Here is a 17831-nt window from a genome sequence, read left to right on the forward strand (position 1 = left end):
GCTCTTTACCGCAACAAGGAAATCGCCATGGCGGACCAGAAGATCCGGATTCGGCTCAAGGCCTACGATCATCGCCTGATTGATCGTTCGGCTTCCGAAATCGTGGAGACGGCCAAGCGGACCGGCGCGCAGGTGCGCGGCCCGATCCCGCTGCCGACCAAGATTGAACGCTACACCGTCCTGGTGTCGCCGCACGTCGACAAGGACGCGCGCGACCAGTACGAGACCCGCACCCACAAGCGCGTGCTGGATATCGTTGACCCGAACGACAAGACCGTTGACGCGCTCATGAAGCTCGAGCTCGCGGCCGGCGTCGACGTTCAGATCAAGCTGACCTGAGGCCACTGCCATGACGACCAAAAACATTGGAATCGTGGGCCGCAAGGCGGGCATGAGCCGCATCTTCACCGAAGACGGCCGCTCCATTCCCGTCACCGTGATCGAAGCCAGCCCGAACCGCATCACCCAGATCAAGACTGTCGAGACCGACGGCTACACCGCCGTGCAGGTCACCGCCGGCGCCAAGCGCGCCGCGCTGGTCAACAAGCCGCTGTCGGGCCACTTCGCCAAGGCGAAGGTCGAGGCCGGCCGTGGCCTGTGGGAGTTCCGCATCGAAGACAAGGACGCGGGCAACTACGAAGTCGGCACCGAGATCAAGGCGGACGTCTTCACCGTTGGCCAGCTGGTCGACGTTGCCGGCATCACCAAGGGCAAGGGCTTGGGGCACCATCAAGCGCTGGAAGTTCAAGATGGGCGACGCCACCCACGGTAACTCGCTGTCGCACCGCTCGCCGGGCTCCATCGGCCAGCGCCAGACGCCGGGCCGCGTGTTCCCGGGCAAGAAGATGTCCGGCCACATGGGTTCCGTCCAGCAGACCATGCAGAACCTCGAAGTGGTCAAGGTCGACGCCGAGCGTGGCCTGATCGCGATCAAGGGTTCCGTTCCGGGTGCGCCTGGCGGCGACGTCATCGTGCGCCCCACGAGCAAAGGTTGAGGAGTTAGATAATGGAACTCGCCGTTATTGGAAGCGCCCAGAAGCTGTCGGTCTCCGACGCTGTCTTCGGTCGCGAATTTAGCGAGGATCTGGTGCACCAGGTGGTCGTTGCTTTCCGCAACGCCGGCCGTGCAGGCACCAAGGCCCAGCTGACGCGCTCGGAAGTTTCCGGCACGACCAAGAAGTTCAAGAAGCAGAAGGGCGGCGGTGCCCGTCACGGTGACTACCGCGCCCCGATCTTCATCGGTGGTGGCGTGACGTTTGCCGCCAAGCCGCGCAATTTCGCCCAGAAGGTCAACCGCAAGATGTACCGCGCCGCTGTCTGCGCGATCATCTCCGAGCTGAACCGCCAGGATCGCCTGAAGGTCGTCGACGCGTTTGACGTCGCCGAGCCGAAGACCAAGGCCCTGGTCGCCAAGTTGAACGAGATGGGCATCGCCCGTCCGTTGATCGTCACCGAGAACGGCACCGACGCCCTGTTCCTGGCCGCCCGCAACCTGCCGTACGTGCAGGTCCGCGACGTCAGGGCCTGGACCCGGTCGCCCTGGTCGGTGCCGAGTACGTGATCATGACCGCGGAAGCGGTCAAGAAGGTCGAGGAGTGGCTGGCATGAGCAACATCAAGATCCTCGGCGTTCTTCGCGCGCCGCGCATTTCTGAAAAGACTGCGCGGATCCAGGAGCAGAGCAACCAGTACGTCTTCGAAGTGGCGCAGACCGCGACCAAGGCCGACGTCAAGTCGGCGGTGGAATCGCTGTTCAGCGTCAAGGTCGAAGCGGTCAACGTGGTGAACGTGAAGGGCAAGCAGAAGACCTTCCGTAACCGTGCCGGCCGTCGCGGCGACTGGCGCAAAGCATACGTTCGGCTGGCCGAAGGCCAGACGATCGACGTGATGGCCAAGGCCTGAGGCAAGTACCCATGGCACTAATGACTTTCAAGCCGACCTCGCCTGGCCGCCGCGCCATGGTGCGCGTCTCCACCGCCGGCCTGCACAAGGGCGGCCCGCTGGAATCGCTGGTCGAAAAGCAGAGCAAGAGCGGCGGCCGCAACAATTACGGCCGCATCACCACCCGCCACATCGGCGGTGGCCACAAGCAGCATTACCGCATCATCGACTTCAAGCGCGACAAGGAAGGCATCCCGGCCCGCGTCGAGCGCATCGAGTACGATCCGAACCGCACCGCGCACATCGCGCTGCTGTGCTACGCCGACGGTGAGCGCCGCTACATCATCGCTCCCAAGGGCCTGTCGCAGGGCGACCAGGTGATCGCTGGCAAGGACGCGCCGATCAAGACCGGCAACAGCCTGCCGCTGCGCAACATGCCGGTCGGTTCGACCGTGCATTGCGTCGAGATGAAGCCCGGCAAGGGCGCCCAGCTGGCCCGTGCCGCTGGCGCCGGCGCCCAGCTGATCTCGCGTGACGGCGGCTACGCCACCCTGCGTCTCCGCTCCGGCGAGATGCGCAAGGTGCCGGCCGACTGCCGCGCCACCATCGGCGAAGTGGGCAATGTCGAGCACAACCTCGAGAAGCTGGGCAAGGCGGGTGCGAAGCGTTGGCGCGGCGTCAAGCCGACCGTCCGCGGCGCCGCCATGAACCCGGTTGACCATCCGCACGGCGGTGGTGAGGCGAAGGCTGGCCAGGGTAACCCGCACCCGGTGTCCCCGTGGGGCACTCCGGCGAAGGGTTACAAGACGCGCAAGAACAAGCGCACCCAGAAGTTCATCGTGCGCGATCGTAGGGGTTGATAGGCCATGGCACGTTCTCTTAAGAAAGGTCCCTTCATCGACCACCACCTCGTCAAGAAGGTGGAGGCCGCTCAGGGCAACAGCAAGAAGCCGATCAAGACCTGGTCGCGTCGTTCCATGGTCTCGCCGGAAATGGTCGGGCTCACCATCGCCATCCACAATGGCAAGGTGCACGTCCCCGTTCTGGTGAACGAGAACATGGTTGGCCACAAGCTCGGCGAGTTCGCCCTCACCAGGACCTTCAAGGGTCATGGCGGCGACAAGAAGTCGGGCAAGTAAGGAGACATGACGATGGAAGCCAAAGCCATTCTCCGCACGGCCCGGATTTCGCCGCAGAAGGCCCGCCTGGTCGCCGACCAGGTCCGTGGCATGCCGGTGGCCCGCGCCGCCGATCTGCTGCAGTTCTCGGACAAGAAGGCCGCCCACATGATCCGCAAGGTCCTGTGGTCCGCCATCTCGAACGCCGAAAACAACCTCGGCGCTGACATCGACGAGCTCAAGGTCGCCAGCATCATGGTCGACGAGGGCCCCGTCCTGAAGCGTTTCATGGCCCGCGCCAAGGGCCGCGGCACCCGCATCCTCAAGCGCACCAGCCACATCACTGTGGTTGTGGGCTCGGGCAAGTAAGGCAGGGACGAAGACTATGGGTCACAAAGTTCATCCGACCGGAATCCGCCTGGGCATCGCCAAGGACTGGAATTCCAAGTGGTTCGCCAACAAGCGCGACTACGCCCAGTACCTCGTGTCCGACCTCAAGGTCCGCGAGATGCTGCGCAAGAAGCTCGCGCAGGCTGGCATCTCCAAGATCCTGATCGAGCGTCCGTCGAAGTCCGCCCGCGTCACGATCCACTCCGCCCGCCCGGGCGTGGTGATCGGCAAGCGCGGCGAGGACATCGAGAAGCTCCGCAAGGAAGTCTCGGACATCATGGGCGTTCCGGCGCACATCAATGTTTCCGAGGTCCGCAAGCCCGAGCTCGACGCCCAGCTGGTCGCCGAGTCGATCGCCCAGCAGCTGGAGCGCCGCATCATGTTCCGCCGCGCGATGAAGCGCGCCGTCGGCAACTCGATGCGCCTCGGCGCCCCTGGGCATCAAGGTCAACGTCGCCGGCCGCCTGAACGGCGCCGAGATCGCGCGTTCGGAGTGGTACCGCGAGGGCCGCGTGCCCCTGCACACCCTGCGCGCCGACATCGACTACGGCTTCGCCGAAGCCCTCACCACCTACGGCATCATCGGCGTGAAGGTGTGGGTCTACAAGGGCGAGGTTTTCGACTTCAGCCAGGTTGGCCAGGAGAAAGTGGAAGAGCGCTCCGAGCGCCCGTCCCGTCCTGCGAAGGAAATGAGGTAAGCCGCCATGCTGCAACCCAAGCGAACCAAGTACCGCAAGGTCTTCAAGAGCCGTAACGACGGCCTGAGCTGGAACGGCGCCGCCGTCAGCTTCGGCGAGTACGGCCTGAAGGCCACCTCGCACGGCCAGCTGACCGCTCGCCAGATCGAGGCCGCGCGTCGTTCCATCAGCCGCTACGTCAAGCGCGGCGGCAAGATGTGGATCCGCGTGTTCCCCGACAAGCCGATCACCAAGAAGCCGATCGAAGTCCGAATGGGCGCCGGTAAGGGCAACGTCGAGTACTGGGTGGCGCAGATCGCCCCCGGTCGTGTGATCTACGAGATCGAGGGCGTTGACGAAGCGACCGCTCGCGAGGCGTTCCGCCTGGCGGCCGCGAAGCTCTCGGTGCAGACCACTTTCGTGACCCGGACGGTGCGCTGATATGGAACTCAAGGAACTGCGTAACAAGTCGGCGACCGAGCTGAAGACCCACCTGCTGGACCTGCACAAGGAGCAGTTCGCTCTGCGCATGCAGAAGGCCACTGGTCAGCTCAACGCCCCCACCGCATCAAGCTGGTCCGTCGCGAAATTGCGCAGACGATGACCCTGCTGACTGTCAAGAAGTAAGGGCGAGCCATGAGCGATAATGCCAACCAGCTGCGCACGGTCGAAGGCCGCGTTGTCAGCAACAAGATGAACAAGACCGTCACGATCCTCGTCGAGCGTCAGGTCAAGCACCCGCTGTACGGCAAGTACATCCGGCGCTCGACCAAGCTGCACGCCCACGACGAAGAGAACGCGTGCCACGAGGGCGACGTCGTCCGCGTGACCGAGTGCCGTCCGCTGTCGAAGACCAAGAACTGGCGCGTGGTGGAAGTCATCACGCGTGCGGCGAAGTAAGGAGGCCACGAAATGATCCAGGTACAGAGCTACCTCGAGGCCGCCGACAACTCCGGCGCCAAGGAAATGATGTGCATCAAGGTGCTCGGCGGCTCCAAGCGCCGTTACGCCCACATTGGCGACATCATCAAGGTGACCGTCAAGGACGCCATTCCCCGCGGCAAGGTCAAGAAGGGCGAGGTCTACGACGCCGTCGTCGTCCGCACCCGTTCCGGCGTGCGCCGGGCCGATGGTTCGCTGATCCGTTTCGACGGCAACGCGGCCGTGCTGCTGAACAACAAGCAGGAGCCGATCGGCACCCGCATCTTCGGGCCCGTGACCCGTGAGCTTCGTTCCGAGAAGTTCATGAAGATCGTCTCGCTCGCTCCCGAAGTGATCTGAGGGCAGGAACAGACATGAACCGTATCCGCAAGGGTGACCAGGTGATCGTGATCGCCGGCGCCGACAAGGGCAAGAAGGGTGAGGTTGTTCGCGTGGCCGGCGACAAGGTCATCGTCCAGAACATCAACATCATCAAGCGCCACACCAAGCCGAATCCGCAGGCGAACATCGCCGGCGGCATCGTCGAGCGCGAGGCGCCGATCCATATTTCCAACGTGATGCTGTTCAACCAGGCCAACGGCAAGGGTGAGCGCGTCGGTTTCAAGGTGCTCGAGAATGGACGCAAAGTGCGTGTGTTCCGCTCGAGCGGTGAGGCGATTGACGCCTAAGGAATGATGCAATGACCACCCGTCTCGAAACGATCTACAAGGAAACCGTGGTTCCGAAGCTGATGGAACGCTTCGGCTACGAGAACATCATGCAGGTGCCGCGCATCTCCAAGATCACGCTGAACATGGGCGTGGGCGAGGCCGTGGGCAACAAGAAGATCCTGGAAAATGCCGTCGCCGACATGACCAAGATCGCCGGCCAGAAGCCGATCACCACCAACGCCCGCGTTTCCGTCGCCAGCTTCAAGATCCGCGACGGCTGGCCGATCGGCTGCAAGGTGACCCTGCGCCGCGCCAAGATGTACGAGTTCCTGGACCGCCTGATCAACATCTCGCTGCCCCGCGTGCGTGACTTCCGCGGCGTGTCGGGTCGTTCGTTCGACGGCCGTGGCAACTTCAACATGGGCGTCAAGGAACAGATCATCTTCCCCGAGATCGATTTCGACGCCGTCGACGCCATGCGTGGCATGGACATCGCCATCACCACGACGGCGAAGACCAACGAGGAAGCCAAGGCGCTGCTCGAGGCCTTCAACTTCCCGTTCCGCAACTGATCCGAGGACTACCAGAATGGCCAAGACTTCGATGGTGAACCGCGACGTCAAGCGCAAGAAGCTTGTCGCGAAGCACGCCACCAAGCGCGCGGAACTGAAGAAGATCATCAGCAGCCCCACCGCGTCCTACGAGGACAAGATGGACGCCGCCACCAAGCTGCAGAAGCTGCCGCGCGACTCGAGCCCGAGCCGCGTGCGCAACCGCTGCGAACTCACCGGCCGCTCGCGCGGCGTGTACAGCAAGTTCGGCCTCGGCCGCAACAAGCTGCGCGAAGCCACCATGCGTGGCGACGTGCCCGGCCTGCGCAAGGCCAGCTGGTAATCGCCGGCCCCCTCGGGGGCCAGCGGATATCGGTGCTCCTGACACCTAAAAGGGTATGAACCAATGAGCATGACTGATCCTATCGCCGACATGCTGGTGCGCATCAAGAATGCGCTCGCCGTCGGCAAGCAGCAGGTTTCCATGCCTGCCTCCAAGATGAAGCTGTCCATCGCCACCGTGCTGAAGTCCGAGGGTTACATCGGCGACTTCCGCGTGGCCGGCGAGGGCGCCAAGGCCAAGCTGGAAATCTCCCTGAAGTACTACGAGGGCAAGCCGGTGATCGAGCGCCTCGAGCGCGTCTCCCGGTCGGGCCTGCGCCAGTACAAGGGCAAGGACGACCTGCCGAAGGTGCTGGCCGGCCTCGGCGTCGCCATCATCTCCACCTCCTGGGTCTGATGACCGATCGCCAGGCCCGCGCTGCGGGCGTGGGCGGCGAAGTCATCTGCCTCGTGGCTTAAGGAGAACGCACCCATGTCCCGCGTTGCCAAGAAGCCGATTACGATGCCCAAGGGCGTCGAGTTCAAAGCCACCGCCGACCAGGTCACCGTCAAGGGCCCGAAGGGCACCCTGAGCCTGGCCAAGCCGGCCGGCGTCGAGTTCAAGATCGAAGACGGCGTGCTGCAGCTTTCCGCTGCCGATGCCGCCAACCTGCCGATGGCCGGTACCGCCCGCGCGATCCTGGCCAACATGGTCCAGGGCGTCGCCGAGGGCTTCACCCGCAAGCTCGAGCTGGTCGGCGTCGGTTACCGCGCCGCCATGCAGGGCAAGGACCTGGCCCTGAGCCTGGGTTTCTCGCACCCGACGGTTTACGTCGCTCCCGAGGGCATCACGCTCGCTACCCCGACCCAGACCGAGATCCTGGTCAGCGGTGCGGACAAGCAGCAGGTGGGTGAGGTTGCAGCCAAGATCCGCGCGTACCGCAAGCCGGAGCCCTACAAGGGCAAGGGCATCCGTTACTCCGGCGAGAAGATCATCATGAAGGAAGCCAAGAAGGCCTAATGGGCGCTTCCGCTTCCTCGAGGTAAATAATCATGGACAAGAACATCGCCCGTCTGCGCCGCGCCAAGACCACGCGTTCGCACATCCGCAAGCTCGGCGTCGCCCGCCTGTCGGTGCTGCGCTCGGGCCAGCACATCTACGCCCAGCTGTTCACCGCCGACGGCTCCAAGGTGCTGGCTTCGGCCTCCACCGTGCAGGCCGAAGTGAAGGACGGCCTCAAGGGCAGCAAGAACATGGAGGCCGCCGCCAAGGTCGGCCGCACGATCGCCGCCAAGGCGCTCGCCGCGGGCATCGACAAGGTCGCCTTCGATCGTTCCGGCTACCGCTACCACGGCCGCATCAAGGCCCTGGCAGACGCCGCCCGCGAGGGTGGCCTGCAGTTCTAAGCCCGGCTTTCATCAGCCAAGGGGCTTGTGTTTCCCGTACCAACCACAACCATAAGCGGCCATAGGCCGTAAGCAAACCCAGGAAATCCAAATGAGCAGCAACGAGCGCGATCGCAATCGCGGGGAAAGCGACGACGGCTTCATCGAGAAGCTGGTCGCCGTCAACCGCGTCTCCAAGACCGTCAAGGGCGGTCGTCAGTTCACCTTCACCGCGCTGACCGTGGTCGGCGACGGTGCAGGCAAGGTCGGCTTCGGTTACGGCAAGGCGCGTGAAGTGCCGGTCGCGATCCAGAAGTCGATGGAATACGCCCGCAAGGCGATGGTCCAGGTCGACCTGAACGAGGGCACCCTGTGGCACCCGGTCAAGTCCGGCCACGGCGCCGCCCGCGTGTTCATGCAGCCCGCCTCCGAAGGTACCGGCGTGATCGCCGGTGGCGCCATGCGCGCCGTCCTGGAAGCGGTCGGCGTGAAGAACGTGCTGGCCAAGGCCGTCGGCTCGCGCAACCCGATCAACCTGGTGCGCGCCACCGTCAAGGGCCTGACCGAAACCAGCTCGCCGGCCCGCATTGCGGCCAAGCGCGGCAAGAAGATCGAGGAGATCCTGTGATGGCCGAGAAGACTGTCAAGGTCCGCCTGGTCAAGGGCCTGCGCGGCTGCCAGGAGCGCCACCGCCTGTCGGTGCGCGCCCTGGGCCTGAACAAGGTCAATGACGTGCGCGAACTCAAGGACTCCCCGTCCGTTCGCGGCCTGATCAACCAAGTGCATTACCTTGGTTCGCGTCGAATCCTGAGCGGACCAAGGAGAACCCATATGAAGCTCAATTCTCTCAAGCCCGCCGACGGCGCCCGCAAGGAGCGCGTCCGCGTTGGTCGTGGTATCGGTTCCGGCCTCGGCAAGACCGCCGGCCGCGGCCACAAGGGTTCCTTCGCCCGCGCCGGCAAGGGCAAGATCAAGCCCGGCTTCGAAGGCGGCCAGATGCCGATGCAGCGTCGCCTGCCGAAGGTCGGCTTCCGCTCCAAGCTGAAGAACGACACGGCCGAAGTGCTGCTGTACCAGCTCGACAAGCTCGACGCCGGCGAAATCGACTTCGCCACCCTGCGCGCCGCCAAGCTCGTGCCGTCCAACGCCAAGCAGGCGAAGGTCGTCAAGAAGGGCGAGCTCAGCAAGAAGTTCGTGCTCAAGGGTGTGCTGGCGACCGCGGGTGCCAAGGCCGCGATCGAAGCCGCCGGCGGCAGCGTGACGGAGTAACGTCTTGACGCAGTCCACATCCGCAGCGAGTGCCCTGGGCGGGCTCGGCAAGTTCACCGAGCTCCGCCAGCGCCTGGTCTTCGTGCTCCTGGCCCTGATCGTCTACCGCGTCGGCAGCTACATCCCGGTGCCCGGTATCGATCCGGAAGCCATGCTGCGGCTGATGGAGCAACAGCAGGGCACCATCGTGGACATGTTCAACATGTTCTCCGGTGGCGCCCTGAACCGCTTCAGCCTGTTCGCGCTGAACGTGGTTCCCTACATCTCCGCTTCCATCATCGTGCAGCTCATGGGCCAGATCTACGAGCCCTGGAAGGCGATGAAGAAGGAAGGCGAGAGCGGCCGGCGCAAGCTGACCCAGTATTCGCGTGTCGGTGCGGTGTTCCTCGCGGTCATCCAGGCCGGTTCCATCGCCTCCATGCTGCAGGGTCAGGCCGGCGTGGTGTACGCGCCGGGCCCGGGCTTCATCCTGACCGCCATCGTCGCGCTGACCGCCGGCACCATCTTCCTGATGTGGCTGGGCGAGCAGATCACCGAGCGCGGCATCGGCAACGGCATCTCGCTGATCATCTTCGCGGGTATCGTCGCCAGCCTGCCCAGCGCGGCCATCGGCACGTTCCAGCAGGTCAGCAACGGCGAAATCAGCGCCTTCGCCATCCTGGTCATCCTGGCCCTGGTGGTCGGCGTGACGTACTTCGTGGTGTTCATGGAGCGCGGCCAGCGCCGCATCACCGTGAACTATGCCCGGCGCCAAGGCGGCCGCCAGGCGTACATGAACCAGAATTCGCACCTGCCGTTGAAGCTGAACATGGCCGGCGTGATCCCGCCGATCTTCGCGTCCAGCCTGATCATGTTCCCGGCCACCATGTCGCAGTGGTTCGGCCAGGCCAGCGCCCCGACGGGCGACGGCTGGCGCGACCAGCTGATGGGCGCCCTGCAGAACCTCAGCCTGGCCCTGGCGCCCAGCGAGCCGCTGCACATGCTGCTCTATGGCGCCATGATCATCGGCTTCGCCTTCTTCTACACCGCCCCTGGTGTTCAATTCCATAAAACCGCGGACAACCTGAAGAAGTCGGGCGCCCTGGTCCCGGGCATCCGCCCGGGCAAGGCGACGGCGGACTACATCGACGGCGTGCTGACCCGGCTGACCCTGATCGGCGCGCTCTACCTGGTCCTCGTGTGCCTGCTGCCCGAGCTGATCCGGGCGTTCTGGTCGGTCCCGTTCTATTTCGGCGGCACGTCGCTGCTGATCGTGGTCGTGGTGGTGATGGATTTCACCGCCCAGATTCAGGCTCACCTGATGTCCCATCAGTACGAGAGCCTGATGAAGAAGGCAAATCTGAAAGGCGGCAGCCGCGGTCTCACCCGCGGTTGAGCCAACGATGGGCGGTCCGCGCGGCGGCTTGGCGCGCGGATAAGCCGGTACCCGTCCCTGCGCTGGAGTAGCGCGGGGCGCCCGAACCCTGGAGGGGGAGGGCAGGCACCAGCTTGTCGCCGGAGCATGGGCACACTCCCCATGCCGGGTTTCCCGGGTCCTGGACCCGGGGGCTTCAATTTAACCCCGAGCCCTTGTATAATTTCCGATTCACTGCGCTCAATTTTAGTTTTGGAGAACGCCTGATGGCGCGCATTGCGGGTGTCAACCTGCCTGTCCAGAAGCATGTCTGGGTGGGCCTACAGAGTATCTTTGGCATTGGCCGTACCCGGTCGAAGCTTGTTTGCGACGCGGCCGGCGTGGCTCCTGCCACCAAGATCCGTGACCTGTCCGAGCCTGAAATCGAGCGCATCCGCGCCGAGGTGGCCAAGTACATCGTCGAAGGCGACCTGCGACGTGAAGTCGGCATGTCGATCAAGCGACTGATGGACCTGGGCTGCTACCGCGGCCTGCGCCACCGTCGTGGCCTGCCGATGCGCGGTCAGCGCACCCGGACCAACGCCCGTACCCGCAAGGGTCCGCGCAAAGCCATCAAGAAGTAAGGACCGGACCCCATGAACAAGCCGGCAGTCAAGACCAAGAAGAAGATCAAGCGTGTCGTCACCGACGGCATCGCCCACGTCCAGGCTTCTTTCAACAACACCATCGTCACCATCACCGATCGCCAGGGCAATGCGCTGTCGTGGGCCACTTCGGGCGGCGCGGGTTTCCGCGGTTCCCGCAAGTCGACCCCGTTCGCCGCCCAGGTGGCCGCCGAGAAGGCCGGCAAGGCCGCCCTCGACTACGGTGTGAAGACGCTGGAAGTGCGGATCAAGGGCCCCGGCCCGGGCCGCGAATCGGCCGTGCGTTCGCTGAACGCGTGCGGCTACAAGATCACCAACATCATCGACGTCACCCCGATCCCGCACAACGGGTGCCGGCCGCCGAAGAAGCGCCGCGTCTAACGGGAACTGGAGACTACATAAATGGCTCGTTATATTGGTCCCACCTGTAAGCTCGCCCGCCGCGAAGGCGCCGACCTCAGCCTGAAGTCGCCGGCTCGCGCCATCGACTCGAAGTGCAAGCTGGAGCAGAAGCCCGGCCAGCACGGCGCCGTCGCCAAGAAGGGCAAGCTGTCCGACTACGCCACCCAGCTGCGCGAGAAGCAGAAGGTCAAGCGCATCTACGGTCTGCTTGAGCGCCAGTTCCGCTCCTATTACGCGAAGGCTTCGCGCAAGAAGGGCAACACCGGCGAAACCCTGCTGCAGATGCTCGAACAGCGCCTGGACAACGTCGTGTACCGCATGGGTTTCGCGGTCACCCGTCCCCAGGCCCGTCAGCTCGTGTCCCACAAGGGCGTCCTGGTGAACGGCAAGGCCGTTAACCTGCCGTCCTACCAGGTCAAGGCCGGCGACAGCATCCAGCTCACCGAGCGCGCTCAGAAGCACCTGAACGTGCAGGAAGCCCTCAACCTCTCCCAGCAGATGGACCTGGTCCCGAGCTGGTGCGAAGTCGACGCGAAGAAGTTCGCCGGCGTTTTCAAGGCCGTCCCGGACCGCGCCGACCTGCCCTCGGATATCAATGAAGCGCTGATCGTCGAGTTGTACTCGAAGTAATCCTCTCAGGAGACACCTTGACCATGACGGTTACCGCAACCCAGGTGCTGCGTCCGCGCGGCCCGCACATCGAACGCCTCGGCTCCAACCGCGCGAAAGTGGTCATCGAACCGCTGGAGCGCGGCTACGGCCACACGCTGGGCAATGCCCTGCGTCGCGTCCTGTTGTCGTCGATCCCCGGCTTCGCCATCACGGAAGTCGAGATTGACGGCGTGCTCCATGAGTACACCACCGTCGAGGGCCTGCAGGAAGACGTGCTCGAAGTCCTGCTGAACCTCAAGGACGTCGCCATCCGCATGCACAACGTGGACCACACCACGCTGACGCTGCAGAAGAAGGGCCCGGGCATCGTCACCGCCGCCGACATCAAGACCGACCACAACGTCGAGATCCTGAACGGCGAGCACGTGATCGCCCACCTCACCAAGGACACGGCGCTGAACATGCGCCTGAAGATCGAGCGCGGTTTCGGCTACCAGCCGGCCGCCGATCGCCGCCGCCCGGACGAAGAGTCCCGTGCGATCGGCCGACTGGTGCTGGACGCGACCTTCTCGCCGGTCCGCCGCGTCGCGTATGCCGTGGAAGCGGCCCGCGTCGAGCAGCGCACCGACCTGGACAAGCTGGTCCTGGAGATCGAGACCAACGGCACGATCGATGCCGAAGACGCGATCCGCACGGCCGCCGACATCCTGACCGACCAGCTGTCCGTGTTCGGTGACTTCACCCAGCGCGAGCGCGGCCCGGCCAAGGCTTCGGCCACCGGCATCGACCCGGTGCTGCTGCGCCCGATCGACGACCTCGAGCTGACCGTTCGTTCGGCCAACTGCCTCAAGGCCGAGAACATCTACTACATCGGCGACCTGATCCAGCGCACCGAGGTCGAGCTGCTCAAGACCCCGAACCTGGGCAAGAAGTCGCTCACCGAGATCAAGGAAGTGCTGGCACAGCGCGGCCTTTCCCTCGGCATGAAGCTGGAGAACTGGCCGCCGGCCGGCCTGCAGCAGGGCATGCTGGGCTGAGCCCGGTAATTCACTAAGGAAACACGACCATGCGCCATCGTAATTCCGGACGCCAACTCAGCCGTACCAGCGCTCATCGCGAAGCGATGTTCAGCAACATGGCCGCGTCCCTGATCAAGCACGAACTGATCCGCACCACCTTGCCCAAGGCCAAGGAACTGCGCCGCGTCGCCGAACCGCTCATCACCATCGGCAAGGTCGATGGCGTGGCGAATCGCCGCCTGGCCATGTCCCGCCTGCGCGACAAGGAAGCGGTCGGCAAGCTGTTCGTCGAGCTGGGCCCGCGTTACCAGGCCCGTCCCGGCGGCTACCTGCGCATCCTCAAGTGCGGCTTCCGTCCGGGCGACAACGCCCCGATGGCCTATGTCGAGCTGGTGGATCGTCCGCGCGACACCGCCGAAGCCGCCGAATAATCCCGGCGCCTTCATGGCAACCGAGGACCCCGGCCCAGGCCGGGGTCTTTGTTTTTAGGTCGGTGAAACGTGCCGTGCATGCGACGAAACTTCACCTGTTCCGGCTGGTCTGTGTAGGCTAACCGTCCACATCCGGGAACAACGATGTCAGCCAACCCCTTCAGCTGGTCGTTCCGTGCGCAGTCCCTCAGCGGTTTCGTGCTTTGTGGCGGCCTGATCGCCTACGCGCTGTACGTGCAGTTCGGCATGCTGATGCTGCCGTGCCCCTTGTGCATCCTGCAGCGCGTGGCCTTCGCGGCGATGGGCCTGGTTTTCCTGGTCGGCGGGCTGCACTCGCCGAATGGCCGTGCCGGCCGTGGGATCTACGGCGTACTGGCCTTCCTGCCGGCCGCCGCCGGTGCCGGCGTGGCCGGATACCACGTCTGGCTGCAGACATTGCCGCCCAGCGAGGTCCCGCTGTGTTCGAGCATGGGCCTGGACTACATGATCGAATCCATGGGCCTGATGGGCGCCCTGGCCAAGGTGTTCGAAGGTTCGGGCGAGTGCGCGAAGGTGGACTGGACCTTCCTGGGTCTGTCCATGCCGGCCTGGACCCTGGTGTGGTTCGTGGGCCTGGGCCTGGGCGCGCTCTGGACGGGCTTCAAGCGCCGCGACTGAACCGGCATATCGGTATTCCCGCGCGGCACGGGACACGCCCGTGGCCTGTGGCATGATGATTTTCCCCTCCTGAACCGTATTCCCGGATTCCACGACGATGAGCGCCAGCGACCGCAGCCTGCACCCCGTATCCGTTCCCGGCGACTGGACGCCGGCGGGTTGGCGCGGCCGCGTGGCCGCACAGCAACCCACGTATCCCGATGCCGCCGGCCTGGCCCAGGTGCAGGAGGAACTGCGGCACCTGCCGCCGCTGGTGACCTCCTGGGAAATCCTGGCCCTGAAGAAACAGCTGGCCGAGGCCTGGGAAGGCAAACGCTTCCTGCTGCAGGGCGGTGATTGCGCCGAAAGTTTCGCCGACTGCGAGTCGGGCCTGATCTCCAACCGGCTGAAGGTGCTGCTGCAGATGAGCCTGGTACTGGTGCACGGCCTGCGCCTGCCGGTGGTGCGCGTGGGCCGTTTCGCCGGCCAGTACGCCAAACCGCGCTCGGCCGACCTGGAAGAGAAGGGCGGCGTCACCCTGCCGAGCTACCGCGGCGATTTCATCAACCAGCCCGAGTTCACGCCCGAGGCCCGCACGCCGGACCCGCGGCGCATGGTCAAGGGCCATGCCCGTTCGGCCATGACGATGAACTTCGTGCGCGCACTGATCGACGGCGGTTTCGCCGACCTGCACCACCCCGAATACTGGGACCTGGACTGGGTTGGCCATTCGCCGCTGTCGGACGAGTACCGGCGCATGGTCGCCGCGGTCGGCGACGCCGTACGCTTCATGGAAACCATTTCCGGCACGGCGCTGCACGACCTCAACCGCGCCGACTTCTACACCTCGCACGAAGCCCTGCTGCTGCCCTACGAGGAAGCGTTGACCCGCCAGGTGCCCAGGCAGTGGGGCTGGTTCAACCTGTCCACGCACTTCCCGTGGATCGGCATGCGCACGGCCGACCTGGAGGGCGCGCATGTCGAATACTTCCGTGGCCTGCGCAACCCGGTGGCGGTGAAGATCGGTCCCTCGGTCACGCCCGACCAGTTGCTGCGCCTGACCGATGCCCTGAACCCGGAGAACGAACCCGGCCGCCTGAGTTACATCCACCGCATGGGCGCCGCCAAGGTCGCCGAGAAGCTGCCGCCGCTGCTCGAAGCGATGCGCCGCGAAGGTCGCCGCGTGCTCTGGATCTGCGACCCGATGCATGGCAACACCGAAAGCACCAGCAACGGCTTCAAAACCCGCCGTTTCGCCAACATCCGCGGTGAAGTCGAGGCCAGCTTCGAACTGCACGCCGCCGCCGGCACCCGTCTGGGCGGCGTACACCTGGAGCTGACCGGCGAAAACGTCACCGAGTGCACCGGCGGCGCCCGTGACCTGACCGACATCGACCTCGAGCGCGCCTACCGCTCAACCGTGGACCCGCGCCTGAACTACGAGCAGTCGCTGGAGATCGCGATGCTGATCGTGCGCAAGCACGCCCAGTTGAAGGCGCCGGTCGCGACCTGAAGCCTACCGACGGGACAAAGAAAAAGCCCCGCACCAGGCGGGGCTTTTTCATTCAGAACGGGCGTGGATCAGCCGCCGCGCGAGGCCTTCTTGCGCTCGTTCTCGGTGCGGTCCTTCTTGCGCAGGCGGATCGCCACCGGGGTGACCTCGACCAGTTCGTCGTCGTCGATGAACTCCAGCGCCTGCTCCAGCGACATCTTGATGGCCGGGATCAGGCCTTCGTCCTTGTCGGTGCCCGAGGCGCGGAAGTTGGTCAGCTGCTTGCCGCGCAGGGCGTTGACCGTCAGGTCGTTGTCCTTGGCGTGGATGCCGACGATCTGGCCTTCGTAGATTTCCTCGCCCGGCTCGATCAGCAGGCGGCCGCGCTCCTGCATCGCGATCTGCGCATAGGCGGGCGACGGGCCCTGGCCGTTTGAGATCAGCACGCCGTTCTGGCGCTGGCCGATGTCGCCTTCGGCCTTCGGGCCGTAATGGTCGAACACGTGGAACAGCAGGCCGGTGCCGGCGGTGATGGTGCGGAACTCGGTCTGGAAACCGATCAGGCCACGCGCCGGGATCATGAAGTCCATGCGCACACGGCCCTTGCCGTCCGGCTCCATGTTCTGCAGCAGCGCCTTGCGCTCGCCCAGGCGCTGCATCACGCCGCCCTGGTACTGCTCTTCGAGGTCCACCACCAGCGCCTCGATCGGCTCGGACTTCACGCCGTCGATGTCCTTGATGATCACTTCCGGGCGCGACACGGCCAGCTCGTAGCCCTCGCGGCGCATGTTCTCGATCAGGATCGACAGGTGCAGTTCGCCGCGGCCGCTGACCTTGAACTTGTCGGCGTCGTCGGTGTCCTCGACCTTAAGCGCGACGTTGTGCTGGGTCTCGCGCATCAGGCGGTCGCGCAGCTGGCGCGAGGTCAGGAACTTGCCGCCGCTGCGGTCCTTGTTGCCGGCGAACGGCGAATTGTTCACCTGGAAGGTCATGCTGATGGTCGGTTCGTCGACCTTCAGCACTTCCAGCTGCTCGATCTTCGACGGGTCGCAGACGGTTTCCGAGATGCTGAGTGCCTCGATGCCCGAGATGGCGACGATGTCGCCGGCCTGGGCTTCCTTCACCTCATGGCGCTCCAGGCCCATGAAGCCGAGCACCTGCAGCACCTTGCCGTTGCGGGTCTTGCCCTCGCGGTCGATCACGGTCACCGGCATGTTGGTGCGGACCTTGCCGCGCTGGATGCGGCCGACGCCGATGATGCCGACGTAGTTGTTGTAGTCCAGCGAGGTGACGCGCATCTGGAACGGGCCGTCCAGGTCGACCGGCGGCGGCGCCACGTGGTCGATGATGGTCTGGAACAGCGGGGTCATGTCGCCCGAACGCACGTCCGGCTCCATGCCGGCGTAGCCGTTGAGCGCCGAAGCGTAGACGGTGGTGAAGTCGAGCTGCTCGTCGGTGGCGCCCAGGCGGTCGAACAGGTCGAAGGTCTGGTCCAGCACCCAGTTCGGGCGCGCACCCGGACGGTCGACCTTGTTGACGACCACGATCGGCTTGAAGCCCATCGCGAAGGCCTTCTGGGTCACGAAGCGCGTCTGCGGCATCGGGCCGTCCATCGCGTCCACCAGGATCAGCACCGAGTCCACCATCGACAGCACGCGCTCGACCTCGCCGCCGAAGTCGGCGTGGCCCGGGGTGTCGACGATGTTGATGCGGTATTCCTCGCCCTCGGGCGACTTCCAGCGGATCGCCGTGTTCTTCGACAGGATCGTGATGCCACGTTCCTTTTCGATGTCGTTGCTGTCCATCATCCGCTCGGTGGTGACCGTGCGCTCGCTGAAGGTGCCCGACTGCTTGAGCAGCTGGTCCACCAGGGTGGTCTTGCCGTGGTCGACGTGGGCGACGATGGCGATGTTGCGGAGCTTTTCGATGGACATACGGATGGGCGCCGTGAGGCGCGCTCTCGAGGGGGAATAAGTAAGCCGGGCATTATAGCCTGAATGAACGCCGACGGGCCTGAACCGTGCCCCTGTGGCATCCTAGTCGCCCCGCCGGCGGCT

General features: G+C 64.9%; 24 protein-coding genes and 6 pseudogenes. 29 read left to right on the plus strand and 1 reads right to left on the minus strand.

The annotated features are described in order from the left end of the window. The first annotated feature begins 27 nt into the window (after window positions 1-27). From rpsJ to FRZ33_RS08335, 29 genes and pseudogenes are all read left to right on the plus strand, one after another. Window positions 28-339, plus strand: coding sequence for a 30S ribosomal protein S10 (gene rpsJ, locus FRZ33_RS08200; RefSeq protein WP_022968186.1), 312 nt, complete (start codon window positions 28-30; stop codon window positions 337-339). 10 nt (window positions 340-349) lie between these two features. After that, window positions 350-995: pseudogene (gene rplC / locus FRZ33_RS08205) on the plus strand (50S ribosomal protein L3). A gap of 11 nt (window positions 996-1006) precedes the next feature. After that, window positions 1007-1608: pseudogene (gene rplD, locus FRZ33_RS08210) on the plus strand (50S ribosomal protein L4). Continuing rightward, window positions 1605-1901 carry a 50S ribosomal protein L23 gene (gene rplW, locus FRZ33_RS08215; protein ID WP_146908973.1) on the plus strand — a complete coding sequence of 99 codons (297 nt, stop codon included), beginning with the start codon at window positions 1605-1607 and terminating at the stop codon, window positions 1899-1901. Before rplD ends, rplW begins: the two are co-directional and overlap by 4 nt. An 11-nt stretch (window positions 1902-1912) precedes the next feature. Further along, on the plus strand, window positions 1913-2740 hold the full coding sequence (rplB, locus tag FRZ33_RS08220; protein WP_146908975.1) for a 50S ribosomal protein L2: 828 nt from the start codon (window positions 1913-1915) through the stop codon (window positions 2738-2740). A gap of 6 nt (window positions 2741-2746) precedes the next feature. Next, entirely contained in the window at window positions 2747-3019 is a 273-nt protein-coding gene (rpsS, locus tag FRZ33_RS08225; protein ID WP_146908977.1) for a 30S ribosomal protein S19, read from the plus strand. Between the two features lie 12 nt (window positions 3020-3031). Then, window positions 3032-3367, plus strand: a complete 336-nt coding sequence (rplV, locus tag FRZ33_RS08230) for a 50S ribosomal protein L22 (RefSeq protein ID WP_139447950.1) — start codon at window positions 3032-3034, stop codon at window positions 3365-3367. Between the two features lie 16 nt (window positions 3368-3383). Then, window positions 3384-4086, plus strand: a pseudogene (gene rpsC, locus FRZ33_RS08235) (30S ribosomal protein S3). 6 nt (window positions 4087-4092) lie between these two features. Further along, window positions 4093-4506, plus strand: a complete 414-nt coding sequence (gene rplP / locus FRZ33_RS08240; protein WP_146908979.1) for a 50S ribosomal protein L16 — start codon at window positions 4093-4095, stop codon at window positions 4504-4506. 1 nt (window position 4507) lies between these two features. Further along, window positions 4508-4692, plus strand: a pseudogene (rpmC, locus tag FRZ33_RS08245) (50S ribosomal protein L29). A gap of 9 nt (window positions 4693-4701) precedes the next feature. Next, window positions 4702-4965 carry a 30S ribosomal protein S17 gene (rpsQ, locus tag FRZ33_RS08250; protein ID WP_146908981.1) on the plus strand — a complete coding sequence of 88 codons (264 nt, stop codon included), beginning with the start codon at window positions 4702-4704 and terminating at the stop codon, window positions 4963-4965. A 12-nt stretch (window positions 4966-4977) separates the two neighbouring features. Next, window positions 4978-5346 carry a 50S ribosomal protein L14 gene (gene rplN, locus FRZ33_RS08255; protein WP_034213292.1) on the plus strand — a complete coding sequence of 123 codons (369 nt, stop codon included), beginning with the start codon at window positions 4978-4980 and terminating at the stop codon, window positions 5344-5346. Window positions 5347-5360: 14 nt separating this feature from the next. Beyond that, window positions 5361-5675: a 50S ribosomal protein L24 gene (gene rplX / locus FRZ33_RS08260; protein ID WP_146908983.1), complete on the plus strand. Its 315-nt coding sequence runs from the start codon at window positions 5361-5363 to the stop codon at window positions 5673-5675. 11 nt (window positions 5676-5686) lie between these two features. Beyond that, entirely contained in the window at window positions 5687-6229 is a 543-nt protein-coding gene (rplE, locus tag FRZ33_RS08265) for a 50S ribosomal protein L5 (protein WP_146908984.1), read from the plus strand. 16 nt (window positions 6230-6245) lie between these two features. Continuing rightward, complete coding sequence (gene rpsN, locus FRZ33_RS08270) at window positions 6246-6551, plus strand: 30S ribosomal protein S14 (protein WP_146908986.1); 306 nt, start codon at window positions 6246-6248, stop codon at window positions 6549-6551. 63 nt (window positions 6552-6614) lie between these two features. Continuing rightward, window positions 6615-7009: pseudogene (rpsH, locus tag FRZ33_RS08275) on the plus strand (30S ribosomal protein S8). Between the two features lie 13 nt (window positions 7010-7022). Beyond that, window positions 7023-7550 carry a 50S ribosomal protein L6 gene (gene rplF / locus FRZ33_RS08280; RefSeq protein ID WP_146908988.1) on the plus strand — a complete coding sequence of 176 codons (528 nt, stop codon included), beginning with the start codon at window positions 7023-7025 and terminating at the stop codon, window positions 7548-7550. A gap of 26 nt (window positions 7551-7576) precedes the next feature. Then, a complete protein-coding gene (gene rplR, locus FRZ33_RS08285) occupies window positions 7577-7936 on the plus strand; it encodes a 50S ribosomal protein L18 (protein ID WP_139447930.1) in 360 nt (119 codons plus the stop codon). A gap of 91 nt (window positions 7937-8027) precedes the next feature. Then, the gene (rpsE, locus tag FRZ33_RS08290; protein ID WP_146908990.1) at window positions 8028-8543 is read left to right on the plus strand and encodes a 30S ribosomal protein S5; all 516 of its coding nucleotides are present in this window, start codon (window positions 8028-8030) and stop codon (window positions 8541-8543) included. After that, a pseudogene (gene rpmD / locus FRZ33_RS16175) lies at window positions 8543-8707 on the plus strand (50S ribosomal protein L30); the annotation flags it as partial. The gene rpsE and the pseudogene rpmD, both read left to right, overlap by 1 nt. A 39-nt stretch (window positions 8708-8746) precedes the next feature. Further along, window positions 8747-9184, plus strand: a complete 438-nt coding sequence (gene rplO, locus FRZ33_RS08295) for a 50S ribosomal protein L15 (protein WP_174755013.1) — start codon at window positions 8747-8749, stop codon at window positions 9182-9184. Window positions 9185-9188: 4 nt separating this feature from the next. Further along, window positions 9189-10559, plus strand: coding sequence for a preprotein translocase subunit SecY (gene secY / locus FRZ33_RS08300; protein WP_227977718.1), 1371 nt, complete (start codon window positions 9189-9191; stop codon window positions 10557-10559). Window positions 10560-10804: 245 nt separating this feature from the next. Beyond that, window positions 10805-11161: a 30S ribosomal protein S13 gene (gene rpsM / locus FRZ33_RS08305; RefSeq protein WP_146908994.1), complete on the plus strand. Its 357-nt coding sequence runs from the start codon at window positions 10805-10807 to the stop codon at window positions 11159-11161. 12 nt (window positions 11162-11173) lie between these two features. Beyond that, complete coding sequence (rpsK, locus tag FRZ33_RS08310) at window positions 11174-11563, plus strand: 30S ribosomal protein S11 (RefSeq protein WP_139447921.1); 390 nt, start codon at window positions 11174-11176, stop codon at window positions 11561-11563. 21 nt (window positions 11564-11584) lie between these two features. Beyond that, window positions 11585-12214: a 30S ribosomal protein S4 gene (gene rpsD, locus FRZ33_RS08315; RefSeq protein ID WP_139447919.1), complete on the plus strand. Its 630-nt coding sequence runs from the start codon at window positions 11585-11587 to the stop codon at window positions 12212-12214. A gap of 23 nt (window positions 12215-12237) precedes the next feature. After that, window positions 12238-13233: a DNA-directed RNA polymerase subunit alpha gene (locus FRZ33_RS08320; protein ID WP_139447917.1), complete on the plus strand. Its 996-nt coding sequence runs from the start codon at window positions 12238-12240 to the stop codon at window positions 13231-13233. A 29-nt stretch (window positions 13234-13262) separates the two neighbouring features. Continuing rightward, window positions 13263-13646: a 50S ribosomal protein L17 gene (rplQ, locus tag FRZ33_RS08325; protein ID WP_146908996.1), complete on the plus strand. Its 384-nt coding sequence runs from the start codon at window positions 13263-13265 to the stop codon at window positions 13644-13646. Between the two features lie 144 nt (window positions 13647-13790). Next, on the plus strand, window positions 13791-14303 hold the full coding sequence (locus FRZ33_RS08330) for a disulfide bond formation protein B (protein WP_146908998.1): 513 nt from the start codon (window positions 13791-13793) through the stop codon (window positions 14301-14303). Window positions 14304-14400: 97 nt separating this feature from the next. Continuing rightward, window positions 14401-15795 (plus strand): class II 3-deoxy-7-phosphoheptulonate synthase, encoded by a 1395-nt coding sequence (locus tag FRZ33_RS08335; protein ID WP_146909000.1) that lies wholly within the window; start codon window positions 14401-14403, stop codon window positions 15793-15795. A gap of 68 nt (window positions 15796-15863) precedes the next feature. Here FRZ33_RS08335 and typA read toward each other — a convergent pair whose 3' ends face one another. Continuing rightward, a complete protein-coding gene (gene typA, locus FRZ33_RS08340) occupies window positions 15864-17708 on the minus strand; it encodes a translational GTPase TypA (protein WP_146909002.1) in 1845 nt (614 codons plus the stop codon). Between the last annotated feature and the right edge of the window lie 123 nt (window positions 17709-17831).

This window comes from Arenimonas daejeonensis (genome assembly GCF_007993735.1).
GTDB classification, from domain to species: Bacteria; Pseudomonadota; Gammaproteobacteria; order Xanthomonadales; family Xanthomonadaceae; genus Arenimonas; species Arenimonas daejeonensis.

What these genes read in the sequence shown, in the direction of transcription:
- rpsJ (WP_022968186.1), top strand. Translation starts at nt 28, where the DNA reads ATGGCGGACCAGAAGATCCGGATTCGGCTCAAGGCCTACGATCATCGC.
- rplW (WP_146908973.1), top strand. Translation starts at nt 1,605, where the DNA reads ATGAGCAACATCAAGATCCTCGGCGTTCTTCGCGCGCCGCGCATTTCT.
- rplB (WP_146908975.1), top strand. Translation starts at nt 1,913, where the DNA reads ATGGCACTAATGACTTTCAAGCCGACCTCGCCTGGCCGCCGCGCCATG.
- rpsS (WP_146908977.1), top strand. Translation starts at nt 2,747, where the DNA reads ATGGCACGTTCTCTTAAGAAAGGTCCCTTCATCGACCACCACCTCGTC.
- rplV (WP_139447950.1), top strand. Translation starts at nt 3,032, where the DNA reads ATGGAAGCCAAAGCCATTCTCCGCACGGCCCGGATTTCGCCGCAGAAG.
- rplP (WP_146908979.1), top strand. Translation starts at nt 4,093, where the DNA reads ATGCTGCAACCCAAGCGAACCAAGTACCGCAAGGTCTTCAAGAGCCGT.
- rpsQ (WP_146908981.1), top strand. Translation starts at nt 4,702, where the DNA reads ATGAGCGATAATGCCAACCAGCTGCGCACGGTCGAAGGCCGCGTTGTC.
- rplN (WP_034213292.1), top strand. Translation starts at nt 4,978, where the DNA reads ATGATCCAGGTACAGAGCTACCTCGAGGCCGCCGACAACTCCGGCGCC.
- rplX (WP_146908983.1), top strand. Translation starts at nt 5,361, where the DNA reads ATGAACCGTATCCGCAAGGGTGACCAGGTGATCGTGATCGCCGGCGCC.
- rplE (WP_146908984.1), top strand. Translation starts at nt 5,687, where the DNA reads ATGACCACCCGTCTCGAAACGATCTACAAGGAAACCGTGGTTCCGAAG.
- rpsN (WP_146908986.1), top strand. Translation starts at nt 6,246, where the DNA reads ATGGCCAAGACTTCGATGGTGAACCGCGACGTCAAGCGCAAGAAGCTT.
- rplF (WP_146908988.1), top strand. Translation starts at nt 7,023, where the DNA reads ATGTCCCGCGTTGCCAAGAAGCCGATTACGATGCCCAAGGGCGTCGAG.
- rpsE (WP_146908990.1), top strand. Translation starts at nt 8,028, where the DNA reads ATGAGCAGCAACGAGCGCGATCGCAATCGCGGGGAAAGCGACGACGGC.
- rplO (WP_174755013.1), top strand. Translation starts at nt 8,747, where the DNA reads ATGAAGCTCAATTCTCTCAAGCCCGCCGACGGCGCCCGCAAGGAGCGC.
- rpsM (WP_146908994.1), top strand. Translation starts at nt 10,805, where the DNA reads ATGGCGCGCATTGCGGGTGTCAACCTGCCTGTCCAGAAGCATGTCTGG.
- rpsK (WP_139447921.1), top strand. Translation starts at nt 11,174, where the DNA reads ATGAACAAGCCGGCAGTCAAGACCAAGAAGAAGATCAAGCGTGTCGTC.
- rpsD (WP_139447919.1), top strand. Translation starts at nt 11,585, where the DNA reads ATGGCTCGTTATATTGGTCCCACCTGTAAGCTCGCCCGCCGCGAAGGC.
- FRZ33_RS08320 (WP_139447917.1), top strand. Translation starts at nt 12,238, where the DNA reads ATGACGGTTACCGCAACCCAGGTGCTGCGTCCGCGCGGCCCGCACATC.
- rplQ (WP_146908996.1), top strand. Translation starts at nt 13,263, where the DNA reads ATGCGCCATCGTAATTCCGGACGCCAACTCAGCCGTACCAGCGCTCAT.
- FRZ33_RS08330 (WP_146908998.1), top strand. Translation starts at nt 13,791, where the DNA reads ATGTCAGCCAACCCCTTCAGCTGGTCGTTCCGTGCGCAGTCCCTCAGC.
- FRZ33_RS08335 (WP_146909000.1), top strand. Translation starts at nt 14,401, where the DNA reads ATGAGCGCCAGCGACCGCAGCCTGCACCCCGTATCCGTTCCCGGCGAC.
- typA (WP_146909002.1), bottom strand. Translation starts at nt 17,708, where the DNA reads ATGTCCATCGAAAAGCTCCGCAACATCGCCATCGTCGCCCACGTCGAC.